General features: G+C 68.7%; 18 protein-coding genes. 11 read left to right on the forward strand and 7 right to left on the reverse strand.

All coding sequences use genetic code 11. The annotated features are described in order from the left end of the window. The first annotated feature begins 27 nt into the window (after window positions 1–27). Window positions 28–912, forward strand: a complete 885-nt coding sequence (locus VER16_RS00285) for a hypothetical protein (protein ID WP_324804871.1) — start codon at window positions 28–30, stop codon at window positions 910–912. 154 nt (window positions 913–1,066) lie between these two features. Here VER16_RS00285 and VER16_RS00290 read toward each other — a convergent pair whose 3' ends face one another. Continuing rightward, window positions 1,067–1,363, reverse strand: coding sequence for an I78 family peptidase inhibitor (locus VER16_RS00290; protein ID WP_324804872.1), 297 nt, complete (start codon window positions 1,361–1,363; stop codon window positions 1,067–1,069). A gap of 167 nt (window positions 1,364–1,530) precedes the next feature. Here VER16_RS00290 and VER16_RS00295 point away from each other — a divergent pair, with 167 nt between their 5' ends. Together VER16_RS00295 and VER16_RS00300 are read left to right on the forward strand one after the other, a co-directional pair. After that, window positions 1,531–2,199: a decarboxylase gene (locus tag VER16_RS00295; protein WP_414715996.1), complete on the forward strand. Its 669-nt coding sequence runs from the start codon at window positions 1,531–1,533 to the stop codon at window positions 2,197–2,199. A gap of 94 nt (window positions 2,200–2,293) precedes the next feature. Further along, complete coding sequence (locus VER16_RS00300) at window positions 2,294–3,070, forward strand: CDP-diacylglycerol diphosphatase (protein ID WP_324804874.1); 777 nt, start codon at window positions 2,294–2,296, stop codon at window positions 3,068–3,070. Here VER16_RS00300 and VER16_RS00305 read toward each other — a convergent pair. Together VER16_RS00305 and VER16_RS00310 are read right to left on the reverse strand one after the other, a co-directional pair. Further along, complete coding sequence (locus VER16_RS00305; protein WP_324804875.1) at window positions 3,067–3,678, reverse strand: GNAT family protein; 612 nt, start codon at window positions 3,676–3,678, stop codon at window positions 3,067–3,069. The genes VER16_RS00300 and VER16_RS00305 overlap by 4 nt on opposite strands. 388 nt (window positions 3,679–4,066) lie before the next feature. Then, window positions 4,067–4,708: a hypothetical protein gene (locus tag VER16_RS00310; protein WP_324804876.1), complete on the reverse strand. Its 642-nt coding sequence runs from the start codon at window positions 4,706–4,708 to the stop codon at window positions 4,067–4,069. A 184-nt stretch (window positions 4,709–4,892) separates the two neighbouring features. On the opposite strand from VER16_RS00310, the gene VER16_RS00315 reads away from it, so the two are divergent. Further along, window positions 4,893–6,053 (forward strand): amidohydrolase family protein, encoded by a 1,161-nt coding sequence (locus tag VER16_RS00315; protein ID WP_324804877.1) that lies wholly within the window; start codon window positions 4,893–4,895, stop codon window positions 6,051–6,053. Window positions 6,054–6,647: 594 nt separating this feature from the next. Here the strand turns inward: VER16_RS00315 and VER16_RS00320 are convergent. Further along, entirely contained in the window at window positions 6,648–7,529 is an 882-nt protein-coding gene (locus VER16_RS00320) for a LysR substrate-binding domain-containing protein (RefSeq protein ID WP_324804878.1), read from the reverse strand. A 93-nt stretch (window positions 7,530–7,622) separates the two neighbouring features. Here VER16_RS00320 and VER16_RS00325 point away from each other — a divergent pair, with 93 nt between their 5' ends. Both VER16_RS00325 and VER16_RS00330 read left to right on the forward strand, forming a co-directional pair. Beyond that, window positions 7,623–8,321 (forward strand): ankyrin repeat domain-containing protein, encoded by a 699-nt coding sequence (locus VER16_RS00325; protein WP_324804879.1) that lies wholly within the window; start codon window positions 7,623–7,625, stop codon window positions 8,319–8,321. A gap of 51 nt (window positions 8,322–8,372) precedes the next feature. Then, window positions 8,373–9,830, forward strand: a complete 1,458-nt coding sequence (locus tag VER16_RS00330) for an amidohydrolase family protein (protein WP_324804880.1) — start codon at window positions 8,373–8,375, stop codon at window positions 9,828–9,830. Window positions 9,831–9,932: 102 nt separating this feature from the next. Here the strand turns inward: VER16_RS00330 and VER16_RS00335 are convergent, their stop codons facing one another. Further along, the gene (locus VER16_RS00335; RefSeq protein WP_324804881.1) at window positions 9,933–10,862 is read right to left on the reverse strand and encodes a LysR family transcriptional regulator; all 930 of its coding nucleotides are present in this window, start codon (window positions 10,860–10,862) and stop codon (window positions 9,933–9,935) included. Between the two features lie 94 nt (window positions 10,863–10,956). On the opposite strand from VER16_RS00335, the gene VER16_RS00340 reads away from it, so the two are divergent. After that, the gene (locus tag VER16_RS00340; RefSeq protein ID WP_324804882.1) at window positions 10,957–12,150 is read left to right on the forward strand and encodes an MFS transporter; all 1,194 of its coding nucleotides are present in this window, start codon (window positions 10,957–10,959) and stop codon (window positions 12,148–12,150) included. Between the two features lie 621 nt (window positions 12,151–12,771). Here the strand turns inward: VER16_RS00340 and VER16_RS00345 are convergent. Both VER16_RS00345 and VER16_RS00350 read right to left on the reverse strand, forming a co-directional pair. Further along, window positions 12,772–13,425, reverse strand: coding sequence for a response regulator transcription factor (locus VER16_RS00345; protein ID WP_324804883.1), 654 nt, complete (start codon window positions 13,423–13,425; stop codon window positions 12,772–12,774). After that, window positions 13,418–16,444, reverse strand: coding sequence for a sensor histidine kinase (locus VER16_RS00350; protein WP_324804884.1), 3,027 nt, complete (start codon window positions 16,442–16,444; stop codon window positions 13,418–13,420). The genes VER16_RS00345 and VER16_RS00350 overlap by 8 nt, the downstream gene beginning before the upstream one ends. A gap of 99 nt (window positions 16,445–16,543) precedes the next feature. Between VER16_RS00350 and VER16_RS00355 the strand changes: the two genes are divergently transcribed. The 4 genes from VER16_RS00355 to VER16_RS00370 all read left to right on the forward strand — a co-directional run bounded on the left by VER16_RS00355 (window position 16,544) and on the right by VER16_RS00370 (window position 18,464). Then, window positions 16,544–16,876 (forward strand): hypothetical protein, encoded by a 333-nt coding sequence (locus VER16_RS00355; RefSeq protein WP_324804885.1) that lies wholly within the window; start codon window positions 16,544–16,546, stop codon window positions 16,874–16,876. 78 nt (window positions 16,877–16,954) lie between these two features. Further along, window positions 16,955–17,383 (forward strand): AraC family transcriptional regulator, encoded by a 429-nt coding sequence (locus VER16_RS00360; RefSeq protein ID WP_324804886.1) that lies wholly within the window; start codon window positions 16,955–16,957, stop codon window positions 17,381–17,383. Next, window positions 17,380–18,036, forward strand: coding sequence for a hydrolase (locus tag VER16_RS00365; RefSeq protein WP_324804887.1), 657 nt, complete (start codon window positions 17,380–17,382; stop codon window positions 18,034–18,036). Before VER16_RS00360 ends, VER16_RS00365 begins: the two co-directional genes overlap by 4 nt. A 2-nt stretch (window positions 18,037–18,038) precedes the next feature. Beyond that, window positions 18,039–18,464 carry a DoxX family protein gene (locus VER16_RS00370; protein WP_324804888.1) on the forward strand — a complete coding sequence of 142 codons (426 nt, stop codon included), beginning with the start codon at window positions 18,039–18,041 and terminating at the stop codon, window positions 18,462–18,464. Window positions 18,465–18,539 lie beyond the last annotated feature (75 nt).

Genomic DNA, 18,539 nt, shown 5'->3' on the forward strand with positions numbered 1-18,539 from the left:
TCGGGGTTCCCCATGCAGAAACCGCCCATGCCTCTCGCTGTCATCCGCACCGCTGTGTGCGCCGCATCGCTGGCCGCGCCGGCGCTGGTACTGGCCCAGCCTTCGATCCTGCCGCAGCAGCATGATGCTGCCGGCAACGTGATGGAGCCGCTGGGCCAGGTGCTGCTGCCTGACGAGGATGGGCAGGAGCGCCTGCAGTGGTGCACGGCCGACCACGCCTGGTGCGTGGCCCTGCAGCCCAGCGACACCGCGGGGGAGGCCTCCACCACGCTGGTGGTGACCGAGCGTGCACAGGGCACGGGTCAGCCGCAGTCGTGGCACGCGACGATGGACGTGCCCGATGACGGCGAACTGGCGGTGTGGCCGTGGATCGTGCGCCTCGCGCCCGGGGTGGGCGCCGATCAGCCGGTGGCCGATCCGCAGCAGCGTGCACGGCAGAACGTACTGGTCGGCGGCATCAGCACTGTCCGCAGCATGTATTCCGGTGGTGGCGCCCGTGCATCGACCCTGCAGCTGGCGCGGGTACGGCACCTGGACGATGACATCCAGGTCGACAACGACGTGCTGGCCCTGGCCTGGGAAGGCCAGGCAGACATCCGCGCCTGCTTCAGCGAGCAGGATATGAAGCAGCGCGCTGGCGCCTGCCATGATGAGTATGGTTTCTCGGCCAAGCTCTCGCTGGATGCTGCGGCGCAGGGCATGCCGGTGCTGCGTTACCAGACCGTGGCCACGCGCTTCCCGGCCGGGGTATCCCGTTTCGAGGACTCGCTGGCCAAGGGGCCCCTGAAGAAGAAAGACCTGCGCACCGAGCAGGACCCGGCGTGTACCTATGTTCGTACGTTCCGGTTCAGTGGCGGTGCCTACCAGCCGGACCAGGCGCTGCCGGATTGCGCGGGCTATACCGAGCCGTAAGCCGGTAGCGTCGAGCTTGCCCGACGGCGCCTTTTGTAGCGTCGAGCCATGCTCGACTGTTTTTGCCTGGCCAGGCTACAGAAAGCACAGCCGAGCATGGGCTCGGCTCTACAGAAAGCCAAGGCAGTCGAGCAAGCTCGACTCTACGGCCGGGTCATTCGCAGCGTGCGGCGGTGATGATGTTGTCCTTGTCCATGTACACGCGCAGGCGATCAGGGCGGATGTCCTTGGTGGTGATGGTCGTCGGGCCGATCGGGTTGACCAGGCCGGCGCCGCTTTCGCTGGACAGGCGTCGCATGTTGGCTTCGTTGGCCGGCTGGCCGACGGCCCAGCCGAGCGCGCTGGCATCGCAGCGGCCGCTGCCCTTCACCTGCGGGCCGGGCGTGCTGACACAAGCCGACAGCAGCAGGGTACATGCCGGAAGCAGCAGGGACAGGCGGTGGGCGGTCATGCGGGCGCTCCATTGCAGGGGAATGGCCGCACCATAGCACTGTCTGCTGCAGCGCCGGCAACGACGGCCTCATTGCCGCTGGCCGGCGCGCCGGGCATAGTGGCGGGGCGTGCGGCATCGTGCCGACGGGCAGGCCGGGCACTTCCGGCGCAGGTGCGGGACACGGTATGAAGGCAGGCCAGGCGTACGGGCGGGGCGGGCTGAGGGCGATGGCCCTGCTGCCATGGCTGCTGGCTGCGGTGACGGCCCACGCCGCGGCCATCGATGCGCCGGCGGCTGCCCCGGCCAGTGATGCCGCCTTGTTTGGTGGCTGGCGTAACCTGCAGACCGAAACCGGCTATGAGCCGGCCCAGCGCAACCTCGCCTTCGGCATGCTGCCGCAGGAAGCGACCCGTGGAGACCGTTTCGTCATCCTCGATCGTGAGGGCCGCCGCGCGGTGTGCTGCCTGCAGGTGGCCAGCCCGTCGCTGGGTGTGGCAGCACTGCGCGAGCAGTACCACCTGGCGCAGGCCGGGGTGGATGACCTGAGCAATGGCCGTAGTCCGGCCCGTCCGTACGTACCGCACGTGTATGCCATGCAGCGGGTGGATGAACTGGTGGATTACGCATTTGCCGATGTGGCCGGTGCGTACAGCGACCTGGGCGGCCTGCTCCTGCCGGAAGCTGCGGCGCTGGCCCCCGAAGCAGACCGTGTGCGGGTGGGAGAGGTGCAGTACCGCCTGCAGTTCCAGCGCCTGCCCTTCGCTGACGATGATGGCGCGCTGGACCGTTACACGCTTCAACCATCCGGCCACGGCCCGGCCAAGTTCGTGGAAGTGCCGTTCGGGACGTACTGAGCAGGCGCCAGGGCGGGGGGCGGACAGTTGAGCGAGCAGTCGAGCAGGCGCGACTCTACAATGCCTGTTGCGTCTGTCCAGTCGAGTTTCCATCGTGTTCCTGCGTCCCCTGTTGCTGTTGTCCCTGACCACCCTGGCCGCCTGTGCCAGCGCGCCGCCGCCACCGGCGCACTCCGATGCGCTGTGGCGACTGATTGAACGCGACTGCACGGGCGCTGGCGGCCCGCAGGGCGCGTGCCTGCAGGTACAGCCCGCCGCCGACCGGCGCGACGTGCTGGTCAAGGATTCGCATGGTGACTACCAGTTCCTGCTGATGCCGCTGGACAAGGTCAGTGGCATTGAAAGCCCCGGCCTGTACCGCAAGGGCGTGCCGAATTATTTCGCCGCCGCCTGGCAGGCGCGTACGCATACCCAGATGGCGCTGGCCCAGCCGCTGCCGCGCGAGGTGGCCAGCCTGGCGCTGAACTCGCCGCACGGCCGCTCGCAGCACCAGCTGCACATTCACGTGGATTGCCTGCGCGCCGATGTCGTGCAGGCGCTGGATGCGCAGCGTGCGGCGCTGTCCATGCGCTGGTCGCCGCTGCCGGTGCTGCTGCGCGGGCATCATTACCAGGCACGGCTGCTGGCGGGGGAGGAGCTGACCGCCAACCCGCTGAACCTGCTGGCCTTCGATCTGAGCGGCGCGGCCGACGTCGGCAACTGGAGTCTGCTGGTGGCCGGCCACCGTGACCCGCAGGGCGCGCCCGGCTTCGTGCTGCTGGCCACCCGCCTCGATCCTGCAACCGGCAACGACGCCAGCGCCGAGGAACTGCAGGACCATGCCTGCAGCGTGCTAACGGGTGCAGATGCCGCGCTGGAGCGCGTGCGCTAGGCCATCGCCTTTTGCCCGCCGCGCCAGGTGGGCGCCGTCAATGCATGCAGGGTGCGGTCTTCCCAGCCGTCGTTGCCCAGGTGGTGGTCGCGCAGCAGGCCCTCGTTGCGGAAGCCGGCCGCCTGCAGCACGCTGGCGAGGCCGGCACTGCCAGCAGGCGGCAGCATGACGTAGACCCGGTGCAGCCCGACCTGTTCGAACAGGAAGGGGCACAGGGCATGCAGGGCGTGGGCGAAGCGCTCCGCGTCGCCCCAGTCGCTCTGGCAGAAAGGCAGCAGTTCGGCACTGCGGTCACGCGCCGATTGCAGTCGCACGGTGAGCTGGTCGACCAGGGTGTGATCGCTCTGGTCGAACATGCCCAGCAGCAGGCGGTCATTGTCCTGCTGCAGCCTTGATCGCTGGATGCCGATGAACAGCTGGACCTCAGCGTCGGCGCGGCAGGCGCCGCCGTAGGGGCCTTGGCGCTGGTCGCGCAGCACGCGCCAGGCGGCCAGGTCGGTTCGCTGCAGAGTGCGCAGGCTGATGGAGTCATGGCGCAGATGCAGCAGATGGCGACGCAGCACCGGGTGCAGCGCAGGAGGAGTGGTGGAGTTCGTTTCGATGCACATGCAGGAACGATCTCCAATGCTGGGACCGATGCCCATGAAATATGTTGCAAATCGCAACGTTTGCCGGGGAATGGCATGAATCTGTTCAGCCAGGCAGTGATGCAGTGCAGAAGGCGCCGCGCCCGCGAACTGGCATGCTGCCGTTCTTCAACACCAGTCCGGCAAAGCGTTCGAAGCGGTCCTGCAGCAGTTCGAGCAGTACACAGCGCGCCATCCCGAGGCGCAGGATCTGACCGCGCTGTACCGGGTGGCGGCCACCCGTTCGCTGGGAGCGGATGTCGTGCTGGCCTCGCGGTCGTGTCGCTACAGCCGGCCAACGCCATCAGCGTAGCGTCGAGCTTGCTCGACTGACGACTGACGACTGACGCAGCGGGCCGGCCGACAGCGGTTAAGGCAGTGCCTGCACGCTGTACGATTCGATGACGTAGCTGAAAGGCTGCTGCTGGCGGTCGCGCAGCAGGGCGCGCACTTCCAGGATCACGCCGCGGTCGCCTTCACCGCGCGGCGGCCACCAGGTCTGGTCGGCCAGGGTCTGGCGCTGGAAGCCCAGCGGACCCACCACGCGACCGAAGGGTTCATCGCTGCTGTCCAGCACCTGGTTCATCGCCGCGCTGAGGCGGCCCGGCAGATACCAGTTGTCAGCTTCAGAAAGCACGCGGGTGCCGCAGACCAGTTGCACCCGGCGATAACGCAGGGGCGTGTCGGCATTGGCGCCCAACGCCTTCAGCACGTCGGCCGGTGCCGCCTTGTCCTGGCCATGCACGCGCACGGCGCGCACGCGGGCCTGTTCGGCCAGGCCGTGTTCGGCACACCAGCTTTCCAGGGTGCCGGTTGCGCTGGGACCGGCCAGCACGCGCTGGTGCAGCCGTTCGACCAGCGCCGAAGGGGCGACACGCTGCTGGCCTGGCGGTGCCTGCAGCGGCGCCGTGGCACCGGCATCGGCAGCAGACAGGCTGGCGATCGGCGCAGCGGCCAGCAGGGACGCGGCCTGCCAGCGGCGGAGACGATCGTGGCGGTCGGACGGGCCCATGCGGCATCACAGCGGAAACAGGGGCCTATGGTACCCGTTCAGGCGTGGCCACGGCGCGCCGGATACGACAGATGTGCCGTTCATTCATCGCTCCGGTGAATGTGAGGCATCCAGATATTTCGTTGGCCGATAGCGCTTGCGGGGCGCAGGATGGATCCCTCGTTGGCAATCCTGGAGCTTTCCCATGGCCCTGCAGTTCATCCACGGTGGCGTTGATCGCGCGGGTGCGCCCATGCATTTCCACGTCCGCGATGGCCGTATCGAGGGCCTCAACGCTGCGGCGGCCCCTGCAGAAGGTGCCGAGTGCATCGACCTGAAGGGCTTTACCCTTCTGCCAGGCCTGGTGGACGGCCATATCCACCTCGACAAGAGCTTCGTCGGCGATCGCTGGCATCCGCACCAGCCGGTGGCCAGCCTGCGCGAACGGCTGGCGGTGGAGAAGGCTGCGGTCGCCGGCGCGGCACCCATGGTGGACCGGGCCGAAGCCCTGATCCGCCAATGCAGCCGCTTCGGCACGGTGGCCATGCGCTGCCACGTGGATATCGACGCCAGCACCGGCCTGCGCCATCTGCACGCCGTCCGCGAGGCGGCGCAGCGATGCGCCGACATCATGCAGATCCAGCTGGTCGCATTCCCGCAGGCGGGCGTGATGTCCTGCGCAGGCACCGCCGCAGTGCTGGAACAGGCACTTGCAGCGGGAGTGGAAGTGCTGGGTGGCATCGACCCGACCACACTGGATGGCGACGCCGAAGGACAACTGGCGCTGCTGTTCGGCCTGGCCGAACGCTACGGCGTGCGCCTGGACATCCATCTGCACGAGCCGGTTGAAACCGGTCTGGGCCAGTTGCTGCGCATTGCCGAGCGTACCCGTGCTGCGGGATTGCAGGGCAGGGTGGCAGTAAGCCATGCGTACGCGCTGGGCGAGGTGCCGATCACGCGCGCGTTGCAGGTCCGTGAGGTGTTGGCCTCGGCGGGCGTGGCGATCATGAGCAATGCGCCGGGTGATCATCCGTTCCCGCCGCTGCGGGCGCTGCACGATGCCGGGGTGCGGGTGTTCGCAGGCAACGACAACATCCGTGACTGCTGGTGGCCCTACGGTAATGGCGATCTGCTGCAGCGGGCGATGCTGCTGGGCTACCGTTCCGGGTTCTACACGGATGCCGACCTGATGCTGGCGCTGGAGATGGTGACCACGCATGCGGCGGCGGTGATCGGGTTGCCGGAGTATGGGATGGGCGAGGGGCTGCCGGCGACGTTCGTGGCGGTGCGGGCGGATCACGGCCCTGCCGCCGTGGCCGGGGTGCCAGTCGAGCGGCGCGTGGTTGTCCAGGGAAGATGGGTCTAGTCGGCAGGGCTTGCAGCCCTGCACCTGCCGAATCAAGTTCAACGTCAAGAGCCAGAGCGGCATTCCTTGGGATGGCGGGGCGGTGTGGGTGGTCAGGACACGCCGTAAACCCATCCATGGGGGCTCGATGGCGCCATCCATGGCGCCAACGGTCCTGCCCACCCACACCGCCCCGCCTCTGACAGATTCCCTGTGCTGCTGGTGGGTGCCGACCGTTGGTCGGCACATCTATCAGATATCGATATTTGACAGATTCATCCACGCATGGCGTGGATCTACCGGGCCGTTGTTGGTAGGTGTCGACCCTGGTCGACACGATTTTTCCATCAAATATCGAATGAATTCATCCGTGCCGACCAACGGTCGGCACCCTCCAAAGCAGAACGCCGTTCCGACAGATCGCGGAAAACTGTCGAAGGTGGGGTGGGTCCGGTTGAGGGGGCGTGAGCCGCACGGATGCGGCGACCGAGCTTACATGGACGTACTTGCAGCGTCCCCCTCAACCGGACCCACCCCGCCATCCCACGGGCAGCCAGCTTCTGCTGTTGCTTCGGCTTCGGCTTCGGCAGGTGCAGGGCGCAGCCCTGCCGAACACTACTCCGCCTCGCGCTGTACCTGCCGCCATAGTTCGGCCGCGAGCGCGCGCACGGCGTCATCGGCATCGGGGCGATGCAGCAACCCGATCTCGTAGTTGTCCACCACCGGCAAGTGGCGTTCGCCATCGATGATGCGATGCTCGCGGCTCACCGCGCGACGCGGCAGCAGGCTGATGCCGATGCCATCGGCCACCGCGCCCTGGATGCCGCTCAGCGACGAACTGGTGAAGGCAATGCGCCAGCGCAGGCCCAGTGCCTCCACTGCGTGGATCATCTCGTCGCGGTACAGGCCACGCGGCGGAAAGGTCACCAGTGGCAATGGATCCAGCTGCAGGCTGCTGCTGCGCAGGCTGTCGATCCAGTGCATCGGCTCGCGCCGGCAATGCACGGCCTGGCGCGTGTTGCGGCGTTGCTTGACCAGCACCAGGTCCAGCTCGCCGTGGTCGAAGCCATGGGCCAGGTCGCGGCTCAGGCCGCTGCTGATCTCCAGCTTCACCTGCGGGTGGCGGCGGCTGAACGCGGCCAGCATGCGCGTGGTCTGCGCGTTGACGAAATCCTCCGGCACGCCGATGCGCACCGCGGTTTCCACGGTGGCGCCGGCCAGGGCCTGGGCCATTTCCTCGTTCAGGTCGAGCATGCGCCGTGCATAACCCAGCAGGGTGTGCCCGGCATCGGTGGGGTGCACGTCGCGGTGGCCGCGTTCGAGCAGGCGGTGCCCTGCCAGTTCTTCCAGCCGCCGCACCTTCTGGCTGACCGTGGACTGGGTGGAATGCAGGCGGGTGGCAGCGGTGGTGAAACTGCCGCAGTCGGCCACCATCACCAGCGCACGCAGCAGGTCCAGTTCGAACAGCGTTCTATTCGATTTGGCACTGTCTTGCATTTGAACATTTCACTTCTGGATGCACGTGGCGACTTCTACCATGCAGGGCAGGGGGCGGCAAGCACGGCGCCCCGCTGCACCGGAGAACCGCAGATGCGCATCGCCCGTCGCCCTCGTTTGCCCGGCCCGCTGGGTCGCCTGTTGCTGCTGTGCCTGTTGGCGATGGTGGTGCCGGGCTGTTCGGCCACGGCCGGCACGGCCGATGCGCGCCTGCGCGATGCCGCCGCGCGCGGGGATGCCGCCGCCGTGCGTGCTGCAATAGAGGACGGCGCCGACCTGGAATTGCGCGATGGTCAGGGCCGCACCGCACTGCTGCTGGCGACCCACGGCAACCATATCGATGCCGCACGCGAACTGATCGAGGCCGGTGCCGACGTCAACGCCAAGGATGCGATGCAGGACAGCGCGTACCTGTATGCCGGTGCGCGCGGCCTGGATGAGATCCTCGCGCTGACCCTGGCCCACGGTGCCGACCTGCGCAGCACCAACCGCTACGGCGGCACCGCCCTGATTCCCGCCGCCGAACGCGGCCATGTGGCCACGGTGCGCACTTTGCTGCGCGCCGGCGTGGCGGTGGACCATGTCAACCGCCTGCACTGGACCGCACTGCTGGAAGCGATCCTGCTCGGCGATGGTGGTCCGCGCCATGTGCAGATCGTGCAGCTGCTGCTCGACGCCGGCGCCAATCCGGAACTGGCCGATGGCGATGGTGTGACGCCGCTGATGCACGCACGCCAGCGTGGCTACGCGAGCATTGAAACCCTGCTGCGCCAGGCCGGCGCCCAGCGCTGAATTCCGCCCCTTCCACTCTGCGCGTCATGCGCGCCCACCAGGATGCCGTCCATGTTCCAGTCCCGTCCGTTGTCTCTTGCGATCCTCCTTGCCGTCGCGCCGCTGTCGGCCTCCGCTGCCGAGCGCGCCGACCTGCTGATCCGAAATGCCACCGTGGTCGATGTTGAACACGCACGCAGCCTGCCGGGGCAGAGCGTGGTGATCCGTGGCGATGACATCGTCGCCGTCGGCCCCGATGCACAGCTGCGCAGCCAGTGGAGCGCCAGCCGCCAGATCGACGCCAAGGGCAGGTACCTGATCCCGGGCCTGTGGGACATGCACGTGCACTTCGGCGGCGGCCCGGCCCTCATCGAAGAGAACAAGGCGCTGCTGCCGCTGTATATCGCCCATGGCATCACCACCGTGCGCGACTGTTCGGGCGACCTGCCGGAGCAGGTGCTGCAGTGGCGTGGCGAGATCGCCAACGGCACCCTGTTCGGGCCGCGCCTGCTCAGCTCCGGCGCCAAGATCGAAGGCATCAAGCCAGTCTGGAAGGGCACCATCGAGGTGGGCAGCGAGGCCGACGTCGACAAGGCGATCACCCGCCTGCAGCACGACAAGGTCGATTTCGTGAAGATCACCGACAGCACGTTGAAGCCGGAGCTGTTCCTGTATTCGGCCAGCGCCGCGCGCAAGGCCGGTTTCAAAGCCTCGGGCCATATCCCGATGGCGCTGACCGTCGAACAGGCGGTCGACGCCGGCCTGGCCTCGATCGAGCATCTGGATTACGCCTTCAAGGCCGGCAGCAAGGATGAAGCGCAGATCGCCGCCGATTTCGGTGCCGGCCGCATCGACCGCGCCGAGGCCAACCGCCGCCTGGATGCCAGCTTCGACCACGATACGGCGATGCATGCCTACCGCGACTTCGCCAAACGCGGCGTGTTCGTCACCCCGACCCTCAATGGCGGCCGCATCCTCGATTTCCTCGACCAGGATGACCACGCCAACGATCCGTACCTGGCCTACATCGGCCCGGGCCTGCGTGCGACCTACCAGTGGCGCGTGGATCGCGCGGCCAAGGCGACCCCGGCGCAGATCCAGGCGCGCCACGCGCAGTACCACCAGGTGGCCTCGGTGCTGCCGATGCTGCAGGAAGCGGGCGTGACGATCATCGCCGGTACCGATGCCGGCTTCCTCAACTCGTACAACTTCCCGGGCATTGCATTGCACCAGGAACTGCAGCTGTTCGTGAAGGAAGGCCTGAGCGCGCCGCAGGCGCTGTCGGCAGCCACGCGTTCCGGCCCGGCATGGTTCGGCCAGATGGACCGCTACGGTGGCATCGCCAGCGGCAAGGCGGCTGATCTGGTGTTGCTGACCGCCAACCCGCTGCAGGACATTGCCGCGACCGAAAAGATCGACAGCGTGATCCTGCGCGGCACCGTGTATGACCGTGCGGCACTGGACAGGATGCTGGCCGACACCAAGGCCAAGGTGGCGGCGTGGAATGCCGAGGCGGCCAAGGCGGAGTGATCGCTGCTGGGGTCAGAGCCCTTTCCGATGGAAAGGGATCCGACCCCGGATCACAGGGTCGGATCCCTTTGCTGCGCAAAGGGCTCTGACCCTTCCAGCGAGTCACCGCACCGCCGGCCGCATCCCATGCAGCTGCGGCAACGCTTCCTTCATCGCGTCGATGAACGCGCGGAGCCGCAGCGGCTGCTGGCGCGCGGCGGGAAACACCAGGTGCACCGGCAGCGGCGGTGCCTGCCACTGCGGCAGCAGCTGCACGAGGCGGCCCTCGGCGAGATCATCGGCGACCAGCCACGCCGAGACCACCGCCGCGCCCAGGCCGGCCACGGCGGCGCGCTGCACCACGAACAGGTTGTCGGTAAGCAGGCGCGGGGCGATCGACAGCGTGTGCGCGCGCCCCTGTGCATCGTGCAGCAGCAGGCGCTCGCGGTAGTAGGTGGCCAGTGCGATCCATGGCAGTGCCTGCGCCTGCTCGGGCGTGCGCACGCGCGCCGGATCGGCCAGGGCAGGCGAGGCCACCACGATGCGCGGCACCTCGGCCAGCGGCAGGGCGACCATGCGCAGCTCATCCACCGGGCCGACACGGACGGCACAGTCGATGCCCTCGGCAACGAAATCCGGGCGATGGTCCTCGAGGATCCATTCCAGGCTCAGCTGCGGGTGCCGCGCAAGAAAGTCCAGCATGGTCGGCAGCAGCTGCGCCTGGCCGAACGCGTGCGGCACCATCACCCGCAGGCGCCCGCGCAGTACCTGCGCCTCGCCATGCAGCTCGGCCTGCAGCGACTCCCACTCATCGATGACCCGTTGCGCGTGGCGCTGGCAGCGCTGGCCGTCCTCGGTCAGCTGCAGGCCGTGCGTGGAGCGTTGCAGCAGGCGCAGGCCCAGCTGCCGCTCCAGCGCCTGCAGCCGCCGGCTGACCGTGGGCTGGGTGGTACCGAGCTGGATGGCTGCGGCGGAAAGACTACCGGCATCGACGATGCGCAGGAAGGTGCGCAGCAGGTCGAGGCGGTCGGCGCCAGCGGGCAGGTCGGTCATGCGTACAACGTATGAGTGGTATGTGGCTGAGCCTACTACAGACGTGTGGTGAATATGGTCAGGCTATGCACCATTCCTCCCCCGGAGTTCATCCATGTCCACCCCCTCTGTTTCCTTGAGCGCCACGCCCACGGCCGCCCCCTCGGCCCCGCTGGTCCTGGCGATGGCGGCCGGCGCCGGCTTCTCGGTGGCCTCGCTGTACTACAGCCAGCCGATGCTGGGCCTGATCGCCCAGGACCTCGGCGCAAGCGAGCGTGGCGTCGGCCTGGTGCCGACCCTGACCCAGCTGGGCTACGCGCTGGGCATCCTGCTGCTGGCCCCACTGGGTGACCGCTTCGACCGGCGCCACCTGATCCTGCTGAAGTCGGTGCTGTTGTCGCTGGCCCTGGCGGGCGCGGCATTGGCCGGCCAGCTGCCGGGCCTGCTGATGGCCAGCCTGCTGGTGGGCCTGATGGCCACCCTCGCGCAGGACATCGTGCCGGCGGCCGCGGTACTGGCCCCGGATGCACACCGCGGGCAGATCGTTGGCCGGGTGATGACCGGTCTGCTGCTGGGCATCCTGCTCTCGCGCGTGGTCAGTGGCGTGGTGGCCGAAGCCTGGGGCTGGCGCACGCAGTTCGTACTGGCGGCGGTGTCGGTGGCGGCGATGGGCGCGGTGATGGCCAAGGCGCTGCCGCGCTTCGCACCGACCAGCACGCTGCGCTATCCGGCGTTGCTGGCCTCGCTGCTGCAGCTGTGGCGTGAGCAGCCGCAACTGCGCCGCGCGGTTGCCAGCCAGTCGCTGCTGGCGGTCGGCTTCAGTGCGTTCTGGTCGACCCTGGCACTGATGCTGCACGCCAGGCTTGGCCTGGGCAGTGCCGCCGCAGGTGCTTTCGGCATTGCCGGTGCGGCCGGCGCGCTGGCGGCGCCGTTCGCGGGCCGCTACGCCGACCGCCTGGGCAGTCATGCGGTGGCACGTCTGGCGATCGCGGTGGCGCTGGTGGGCTTCGGCCTGCTGCTGGCCGACAGCTGGCTGCCGGCTGCGGCGCTGCTGCCGCTGCTGGTGGTGAGCGCGCTGCTGTTCGACTTCGGTTTCCAGTCAGCGCTGGTGGCGCACCAGACCCTGGTCTACGGCCTGGTGCCGCCGGCGCGCAGCCGTCTCAACGCGCTGTTGTTCACCGGCATGTTCATCGGCATGGCGGCGGGTGGTGCGCTGGGCAGCCTTGCACTTGCCCAGTGGGGTTGGCACGGCGTGGCGTGGCTGGCAGTGGTGTGTGCGGGCAGCAGCCTGCTGGTGCGGTTGAGGTGAGTTTTGTTTTGCAGGGCTTGCAGCCCTGCACCTGCAGAAGCCGAAGCCAGAGCAACTGCAGGAGCTGGATTCCTGTGGGTTGGCGGGGTGGGTCCGGTTGAGGGGGACGGCGTAAATACGTCCATGTAGCCTCGGTCGCGCCATCCATGGCGCTCACGCCCCCTCAACCGGACCCACCCCGCCTTCGACAGACCTCCGCGATCTGTCGGAACCTGTTTCAGATAGTGGGTGCCGACCGTTGGTCGGCACGGATGAATTCATTCGATATCTGACAGATGTGTCGACCAAGGTCGACACCTACCAACAGCCGCGCATTCCAACAATCGCCGTTACCAAAAGCACACGGAATCTGTCAGAGGTGGGGCGGTGTGGGTGGGCAGGACCGTTGGCGCCATGGATGGCGCCATCGAGCCCCCATGGGTGAGGGCGCTTTGCTTGCGAAGCACTGCTTCGCAAGCGCCCGAACGCACAGCCGCCAGCGGCTGGGCCGGACCCCGGAGGGGGGGTTACGGCGTGTCCTGACCACCCACAGTGCCCCGCCATCCCACGGAATGCCGCTCTTGATCTTGCTTCGGCTTCTGCAGGTGCAGGGCTGCAAGCCCTGCAGAGAAACTCCCACCTTCAATCGTGACCGCTGTCGTCCAGGCTGATGATCCCGCGCCGCAGCGCCTGCGTCACCGCATGCGTGCGGTCACCTACGCCCAGCTTGTCCATCAGGCTCTTCATGTGCGCTTTCACCGTCTGCTCGGAAATCTGCATCCGCTCGCCGATGCGCTTGTTCGACAGGCCGCCGGCAACGTGCCGCAGCACTTCCGTCTCGCGCGGTGACAGCCGGTCTTCCACCACGTGCGCGGCGATGCTCGCGGCCACCGCCGGTGGAATCGCGGCGCGGCGGCCGCCGGCCACCGTGCGGATCGTGTCCACCAGTTCATGGCGCAGCATGTCCTTCAGCAGGTAGGCACTGGCACCTGCCTGCAGCGCACGTAACGCGCGCACGTCACCGCGGTAGGTGGTGAGCACGATGATGCGCGCGCGTTGATCCAGCGCACGGATCCGCATGATGGCTTCCACGCCATCCAGGCGCGGCATCTGCAGGTCCATCAGCACCACGTCCGGCCGCAGCTGCTGGTAGCGCGCGATCGCTTCCTCGCCATCGGCTGCTACGCCCAACAGGCGCAGGTCTGCGTGCGCGCCGAGCAGGGCGGCCAGGCCGTCGCGCAGCAGGGGATGATCGTCAACCACCAGTACGCCGATCGGGAGAGGGGCGTCAGTCATCGTGCTTCCTGTTCCAGGGCCAGCGCCAACGTGGCGGCCGGCGGTGATACAGGCGCCGGGCCGGAACGGCCAGCGCCACTTCGGTGCCCAGGCCCGGGCGGGTCCACAGCTGCAGTTCCGCGCCCAGCCGCTGCGCGCGCTCGCGCATGCCCTGCAGGCCCCAGTGGCCATGGCCGGCTTCGTCGTCGGCAATGCCCACGCCGTCGTCGCGCACGTGCAGCAGGAAACAGCGGCTGCCGTAGGACAGTTCCACTTCGATGGCGCTGGCATGGGCATGGCGCAGGGCATTGCGGATCGCTTCGCGGCCGATCAGGAAGACTTCTTCCACGGCGTCGGCCTGAAGCACCGGCGGCGTGCCTTCGACGGTCAGGCGCAGCGGGTTGGTGCCCTGGCCGGCGTACTCGGCATGCACATCGGCCAGGGCAGTGGCCAGGTCGCGGCCGGCGAAGGGACCATCGCGCAGGGCGTTGACCCGCTCGCGGCCCTCGGCGAGGTTTCGCTCGGCCAGCTGCATCGCCGATTCCAGCTGGGTGCGTACGCCGTCAGGTGTCTGCGCGGACTGGCTGATCGCATGCAGGTGCAGGATCAACCCCTGGCTGCCCTGCAGCAGGGTGTCATGCAGGTCGCGGGCGATGCGCTCGCGCTCGCCATGGCGTTCCTGCAGGCGGGCACGGAACAGGGCGGCCAGCTGGCCGCTGCGGATGCGCACGGCCATCGCCAGCGCTGCCAGCACCAGTGCTGCGCACAGCAGCTTGAACCAGACGGTCTGCAGGAACGTAGGATCGATGCGGAAGCTGCGGAGGGCCGGTGTGCTGCTCCAGATGCCGTCTTCGTTGGCCGCCTCCACCTCGAAGCGGTAATGGCCCGGTGCAAGATTGGTGTAGTAGGCGCGCGTGCTGCTGCCGGCGTCCTGCCACCCCTCGTCGACGCCGGACAGGCGGTAGCGGTAGCGGTTGCGCTCCGGCCGCGCCAGCGACAGCGCCACGTAGTCGATCTGCAGCTGGGTGGTGCCGGCCGGCAGGCGCAGGCCGTCGACCAGAGGGGCCTGGGTCGCGCCGTACAGCACATCACCGATGCGCACGCCGGGTGGCCTGGAATTGACATGTGCAGCGCTGGTATCCAGCCAGGCCAGGCCCTGGTTGGTGGCCAGCCAGAGCAGCCCGTCGGCTGCCAGCACGGCCGTGGGAATCGGCCCACTCTGCAGGGCGATGCCCGGCATGCCGTCGACCGCGTCGAACAGCCGCGGTGCCACCGGCTGATGGCGGAGCACCGCATCGCGCAGGGCGGTGCGGTCCAGCCGTACAAGCCCACGGCTGCCATTGAGCCAGAGCCGCCCATGCGCGTCGGCCACCATGCCGGTAATGCCTTCCAGCACGCCGGCCATGTCGGTGCGTACCTCGCTGAAGGGGCGCTTGCCGATGCGTGCGGCGAGCCCCGCCTCGCCCGCCACCAGCAGCATGTCCTGGTCCTGCAGCAGCGCCGTCACCGGCCCTACCGCCAGGCCGTCAGCGGCCCCGAAGGTCGCCACCCCGCGCGCATCCATGCGCCGCAGACGTCCATCCGCATAGCCCAGCAGCAGGGCGCCATCACCGGCCATCGCCATCGTCGAACACGCCTGTTCGGGAAGCCGTGCCTGCCGATGCCACTGCGCGCGTGCATAGCGCAGGACGCCGCGCTCGCCCACACAGACCCAGGCCTCGTCGTCGTTGGGGAACAGCAGCGCCTGCAGCGGTTGCCCGGTGAACGGGGCCGGCGAGGGAATGCGCGTGGTATGGCCGCCGACGGTCTGCACCAGGTTGATCCAGTCGAACTGCCACAGCGGCGCGCTGGCGTGCCGCGCGGCGTCCTTGAGCTGGGTGGCGCTGCCGGCAAGCAGCGGGCGGCGCAGGTCGTAGGGTTGGAGGTCCTCGCCGTAGCCGTACACGCGGCCGTCGCTGGCGCGCACCAGCGAACGGTACGGATCGGTGGGGCCCGCGGCCAGCGTCTGTACGCTGCGTGCGCGGAATCGGTTGAGGCCCAGATTGGTGCCGACCCAGAGGTTGCCCTCGCGGTCGAGCAGGATCGGTACGGCGGATGTGGCGGTCAGACCCTGCGGCGTGTCGAAGCGCTCCATGCGGGTGGCCCGGTCGCCGTCGAAGGTGACGCGCGCCACGCCGCCGTGCGGGCTCATCGTGGCCCACAGCGCGCCATCGGCGGTGAACTGCAGGCGCGCGGCCACCAGGTCGGGCAGTCGTCGTGCCTCACGTTCGTTGGCTGCCAGCAGGCCACGCGCGTCGGCCAATGGCGAGGTGCCGCGGTTGCGGTCGGCCAGCCAGATCTCCCCGCGCGGGCTTTCCGCCAGCGAGGCCATCTGCGAAACGGCGATGCCGGTGTCTTCGAAGGCGGTGGCGCCCGGCGGCCGACGCCAGATCTTCAGATCGGCCAGCACCCAGAAGGTGCCGTGGCGATCATGCAGCAGCCACTGCACGCGTCGCTCCGGCACACCGCTGTGCGCTTCCGGTGCGCGCCAACGTCGGCCATCGAACCAGCGCAGCCCACCGTTGATGGCGGCCCACAGGCGGCCCTCGCGGTCGCGGCTGAAGTGTGGCACCACGCCGATCGGCACACCCTCGGCGCGGCCGAAGCTGCGCAGGTGACTGGCGGAGAGTTGGCTGATGCCCGCCTGGAAGTAACCGATCCACAGGCTGTCATCCGCATCCAGTGCCAGGGTGACCATGTTGGTGGAGGGAAACGCGCTGCCGGACGGCGCGGCCTGACGTTCAAAACGGCGGCCGTCGAAGCGGTACAGGCCCGAGCCCGTGGCCAGCCACAGCATCCCCTGCTGATCCTGGGCGATGTCCCAGATATCGCCGGGCGCACCCTGGCCGACCCGCCAGGCGGTGTGCTGGTAGCCGGGCATGCCATCGGCCACCACCGGCCGCTGCTCGGCGAAGGCGGGCAGCGCCATCAACAACAGGCACGACAGCAGCGCCGGCAGGCGACGCAGGAAGGGGAAGGGGCGGCCACGCATGGGCAGCATTCTGGCAGGTGCGGGGCAGTCCGGGGTGACCCGATCGGGGTAGGCGCGATGGCCGCGGGATCGGCTATCACGCCGGCAATGGAGCGGTGGAGGCCGAGGATGCAGCGTCTGTTCGTGATGTTCCCTGACCGTGGTCCCGGCCTCGGCCTGCTCTGGCTGCGCCTGTGCCTGGCCGGTGCGTTGTGCGCTCCAGGCCTGCATGCAGGCGGCGTGGTGGTGGTGTGCGCGCTGGGCGTGGCGCTGCTGGCGCTGGGCTGGCTGACCCCGTTGTCGGCAGTGCTGGCCTGCACTGGGCTGTGGCTGCAGGGTGCGGCCCTGCCGCTGCTGTTGCTGCCGATGGCATTGCTGCTGCTTGGCCCCGGTGCGTACTCGCTGGATGCGCGGCAGTTCGGACGGCGCCTGCTGCGGCGTCGGCCTCCCCCGAACGGGTGAGTGCCAGCCTCGACCGACGGGGGTAGGGCAGCGGCGGCGGCCGCCGCACCATGGGGCACCCCGTCGCGGTGCTCTGTCATGGCCGAAGCTTCACCGCCCTTCACCGCTGCGCTGGCGCCGCACCAGGCCGCCGCGCTGCAGCGCGCACTGCACTACATCGATGCCCACCTGTCGCAGCCGTTGCGGGTTACCGAGCTGGCCGAAGTGGCGTGCGTGAGCCGCTTCCACCTGGTGCGGCTGTTCCGCACCGGTACCGGTGCCAGCCCGCTGCGCTATCTGCGCCGGCGACGCATCGAGCGGGCACGGCAGCTGCTGCCGGCCGCCGACCAGCCGATGTCCCGTCTGGCCCAGCACCTGGGTTTCTTCGACCAGAGCCATTTCGTCCGCAGTTTCCGTGCCGAGACAGGCTGCAGCCCTGGCCAGTACCTGGCCGGTGATGCCGCCCTCCACCTCCCGTCTTCCCGTGCTTCAACTGCTGTCCCGCCCACTACTGGAACCCGCCCATGAACGCTGCCACCGCCACGCCCGCCAAGGGCCTGCTTTCCCCGACCGACCACACTCTGGTGCTGATCGACTTCCAGTCGCAGATGGCCTTTGCCACCCACACCATCGATATCTCCGCGCTGCGCAACAACGTCTCGTTGATCAGCAAGGGCGCGAAAGGCTTCAACGTGCCGGTGGTGCTGACCACCGTCGCCGAGACGTCGTTCTCCGGCCCGATGTTCCCGGAACTGCCGCAGATCTTCCCCGGCCAGACCGTGTTCGACCGCACCTCGATGAACACCTGGGAAGACCAGCCGGTGATCGATGAGATCAACCGCATCGGCAAGCGTCGCCTGGTGCTGGCGGGCCTGTGGACCAGCGTCTGCATCGTCGGCCCGACCCTGTCGGCGCTGGAACAGGGCTTCGAGGTCTACGTGATCACCGATGCCTGTGGCGATGTCAGCGATGAGGCGCACGAGCGCGCCATCGCGCGCATGGTCCAGGCCGGCGCGGTGCCGATGACCAGCGTGCAGTACCTGCTGGAACTGCAGCGTGACTGGGCCCGCGGCGCGACCTATGGCCTGACCACCGGCATCGCCCGCGACCACGCCGGCGGCTATGGCATCGGCATCCAGTACGCCAAGACCATGTTCGGCGCGCAGGAAGGCGGCCACTGAGCATGGGCAACGGGCATGGCCTCGACCTGGCCCTGCTGATCCTGCGCGTGGCCGCGGGAGGTTTCCTGCTGCCGCACGCGCTGGGCAAGCTGTTTGGCTGGTTCGGCGGCCCGGGCCTGGCCGGGTTTGCCGGTGAACTGCGCGGCTTCGGCTTGCCGGCGGTGGCGCCGCTGCCGCTGCTGCTGGCCCTGTTGCAGGTGGCCTCCGGGCTGGCTGTGCTTCTGGGCTGGCAGACCCGCGTGGCTGCACTGGCTGCGGCGGCGTTCATCGCCTTCACTGCGCTGCTGGCCCTGCCCAAGGGCTGGTTCTGGATGCGCGGCGGCACCGAGTACCCGCTGATGTGGACGCTGACCCTGCTGGCGATTGCCCTGGCCGGGCCCGGTGCCTGGGCGCTGGATCCCCTGGCCCTGCCTGGAGACATCGCATGAGTTCCTCCCCCCTCGACCACGGCCGACGCAACGTCGTGCTGGCCAGCGGCGCCGCGATGGCGCTGGGGCTGGCTG

Origin of the sequence: Stenotrophomonas sp. (assembly GCF_035634915.1) — a bacterium.
Taxonomy (GTDB): Bacteria; Pseudomonadota; Gammaproteobacteria; order Xanthomonadales; family Xanthomonadaceae; genus Stenotrophomonas.

Bases quoted from the DNA above. Each gene is read 5' to 3' on its own strand.
- VER16_RS00295 (WP_414715996.1), top strand. From the start codon at position 1,531: ATGAAGGCAGGCCAGGCGTACGGGCGGGGCGGGCTGAGGGCGATGGCC.
- VER16_RS00355 (WP_324804885.1), top strand. From the start codon at position 16,544: ATGCAGCGTCTGTTCGTGATGTTCCCTGACCGTGGTCCCGGCCTCGGC.
- VER16_RS00335 (WP_324804881.1), bottom strand. From the start codon at position 10,862: ATGACCGACCTGCCCGCTGGCGCCGACCGCCTCGACCTGCTGCGCACC.
- VER16_RS00330 (WP_324804880.1), top strand. From the start codon at position 8,373: ATGTTCCAGTCCCGTCCGTTGTCTCTTGCGATCCTCCTTGCCGTCGCG.
- VER16_RS00365 (WP_324804887.1), top strand. From the start codon at position 17,380: ATGAACGCTGCCACCGCCACGCCCGCCAAGGGCCTGCTTTCCCCGACC.
- VER16_RS00305 (WP_324804875.1), bottom strand. From the start codon at position 3,678: ATGTGCATCGAAACGAACTCCACCACTCCTCCTGCGCTGCACCCGGTG.
- VER16_RS00345 (WP_324804883.1), bottom strand. From the start codon at position 13,425: ATGACTGACGCCCCTCTCCCGATCGGCGTACTGGTGGTTGACGATCAT.
- VER16_RS00325 (WP_324804879.1), top strand. From the start codon at position 7,623: ATGCGCATCGCCCGTCGCCCTCGTTTGCCCGGCCCGCTGGGTCGCCTG.
- VER16_RS00370 (WP_324804888.1), top strand. From the start codon at position 18,039: ATGGGCAACGGGCATGGCCTCGACCTGGCCCTGCTGATCCTGCGCGTG.
- VER16_RS00360 (WP_324804886.1), top strand. From the start codon at position 16,955: ATGGCCGAAGCTTCACCGCCCTTCACCGCTGCGCTGGCGCCGCACCAG.
- VER16_RS00340 (WP_324804882.1), top strand. From the start codon at position 10,957: ATGTCCACCCCCTCTGTTTCCTTGAGCGCCACGCCCACGGCCGCCCCC.
- VER16_RS00315 (WP_324804877.1), top strand. From the start codon at position 4,893: ATGGCCCTGCAGTTCATCCACGGTGGCGTTGATCGCGCGGGTGCGCCC.
- VER16_RS00310 (WP_324804876.1), bottom strand. From the start codon at position 4,708: ATGGGCCCGTCCGACCGCCACGATCGTCTCCGCCGCTGGCAGGCCGCG.
- VER16_RS00285 (WP_324804871.1), top strand. From the start codon at position 28: ATGCCTCTCGCTGTCATCCGCACCGCTGTGTGCGCCGCATCGCTGGCC.
- VER16_RS00290 (WP_324804872.1), bottom strand. From the start codon at position 1,363: ATGACCGCCCACCGCCTGTCCCTGCTGCTTCCGGCATGTACCCTGCTG.
- VER16_RS00350 (WP_324804884.1), bottom strand. From the start codon at position 16,444: ATGCTGCCCATGCGTGGCCGCCCCTTCCCCTTCCTGCGTCGCCTGCCG.
- VER16_RS00320 (WP_324804878.1), bottom strand. From the start codon at position 7,529: ATGCAAGACAGTGCCAAATCGAATAGAACGCTGTTCGAACTGGACCTG.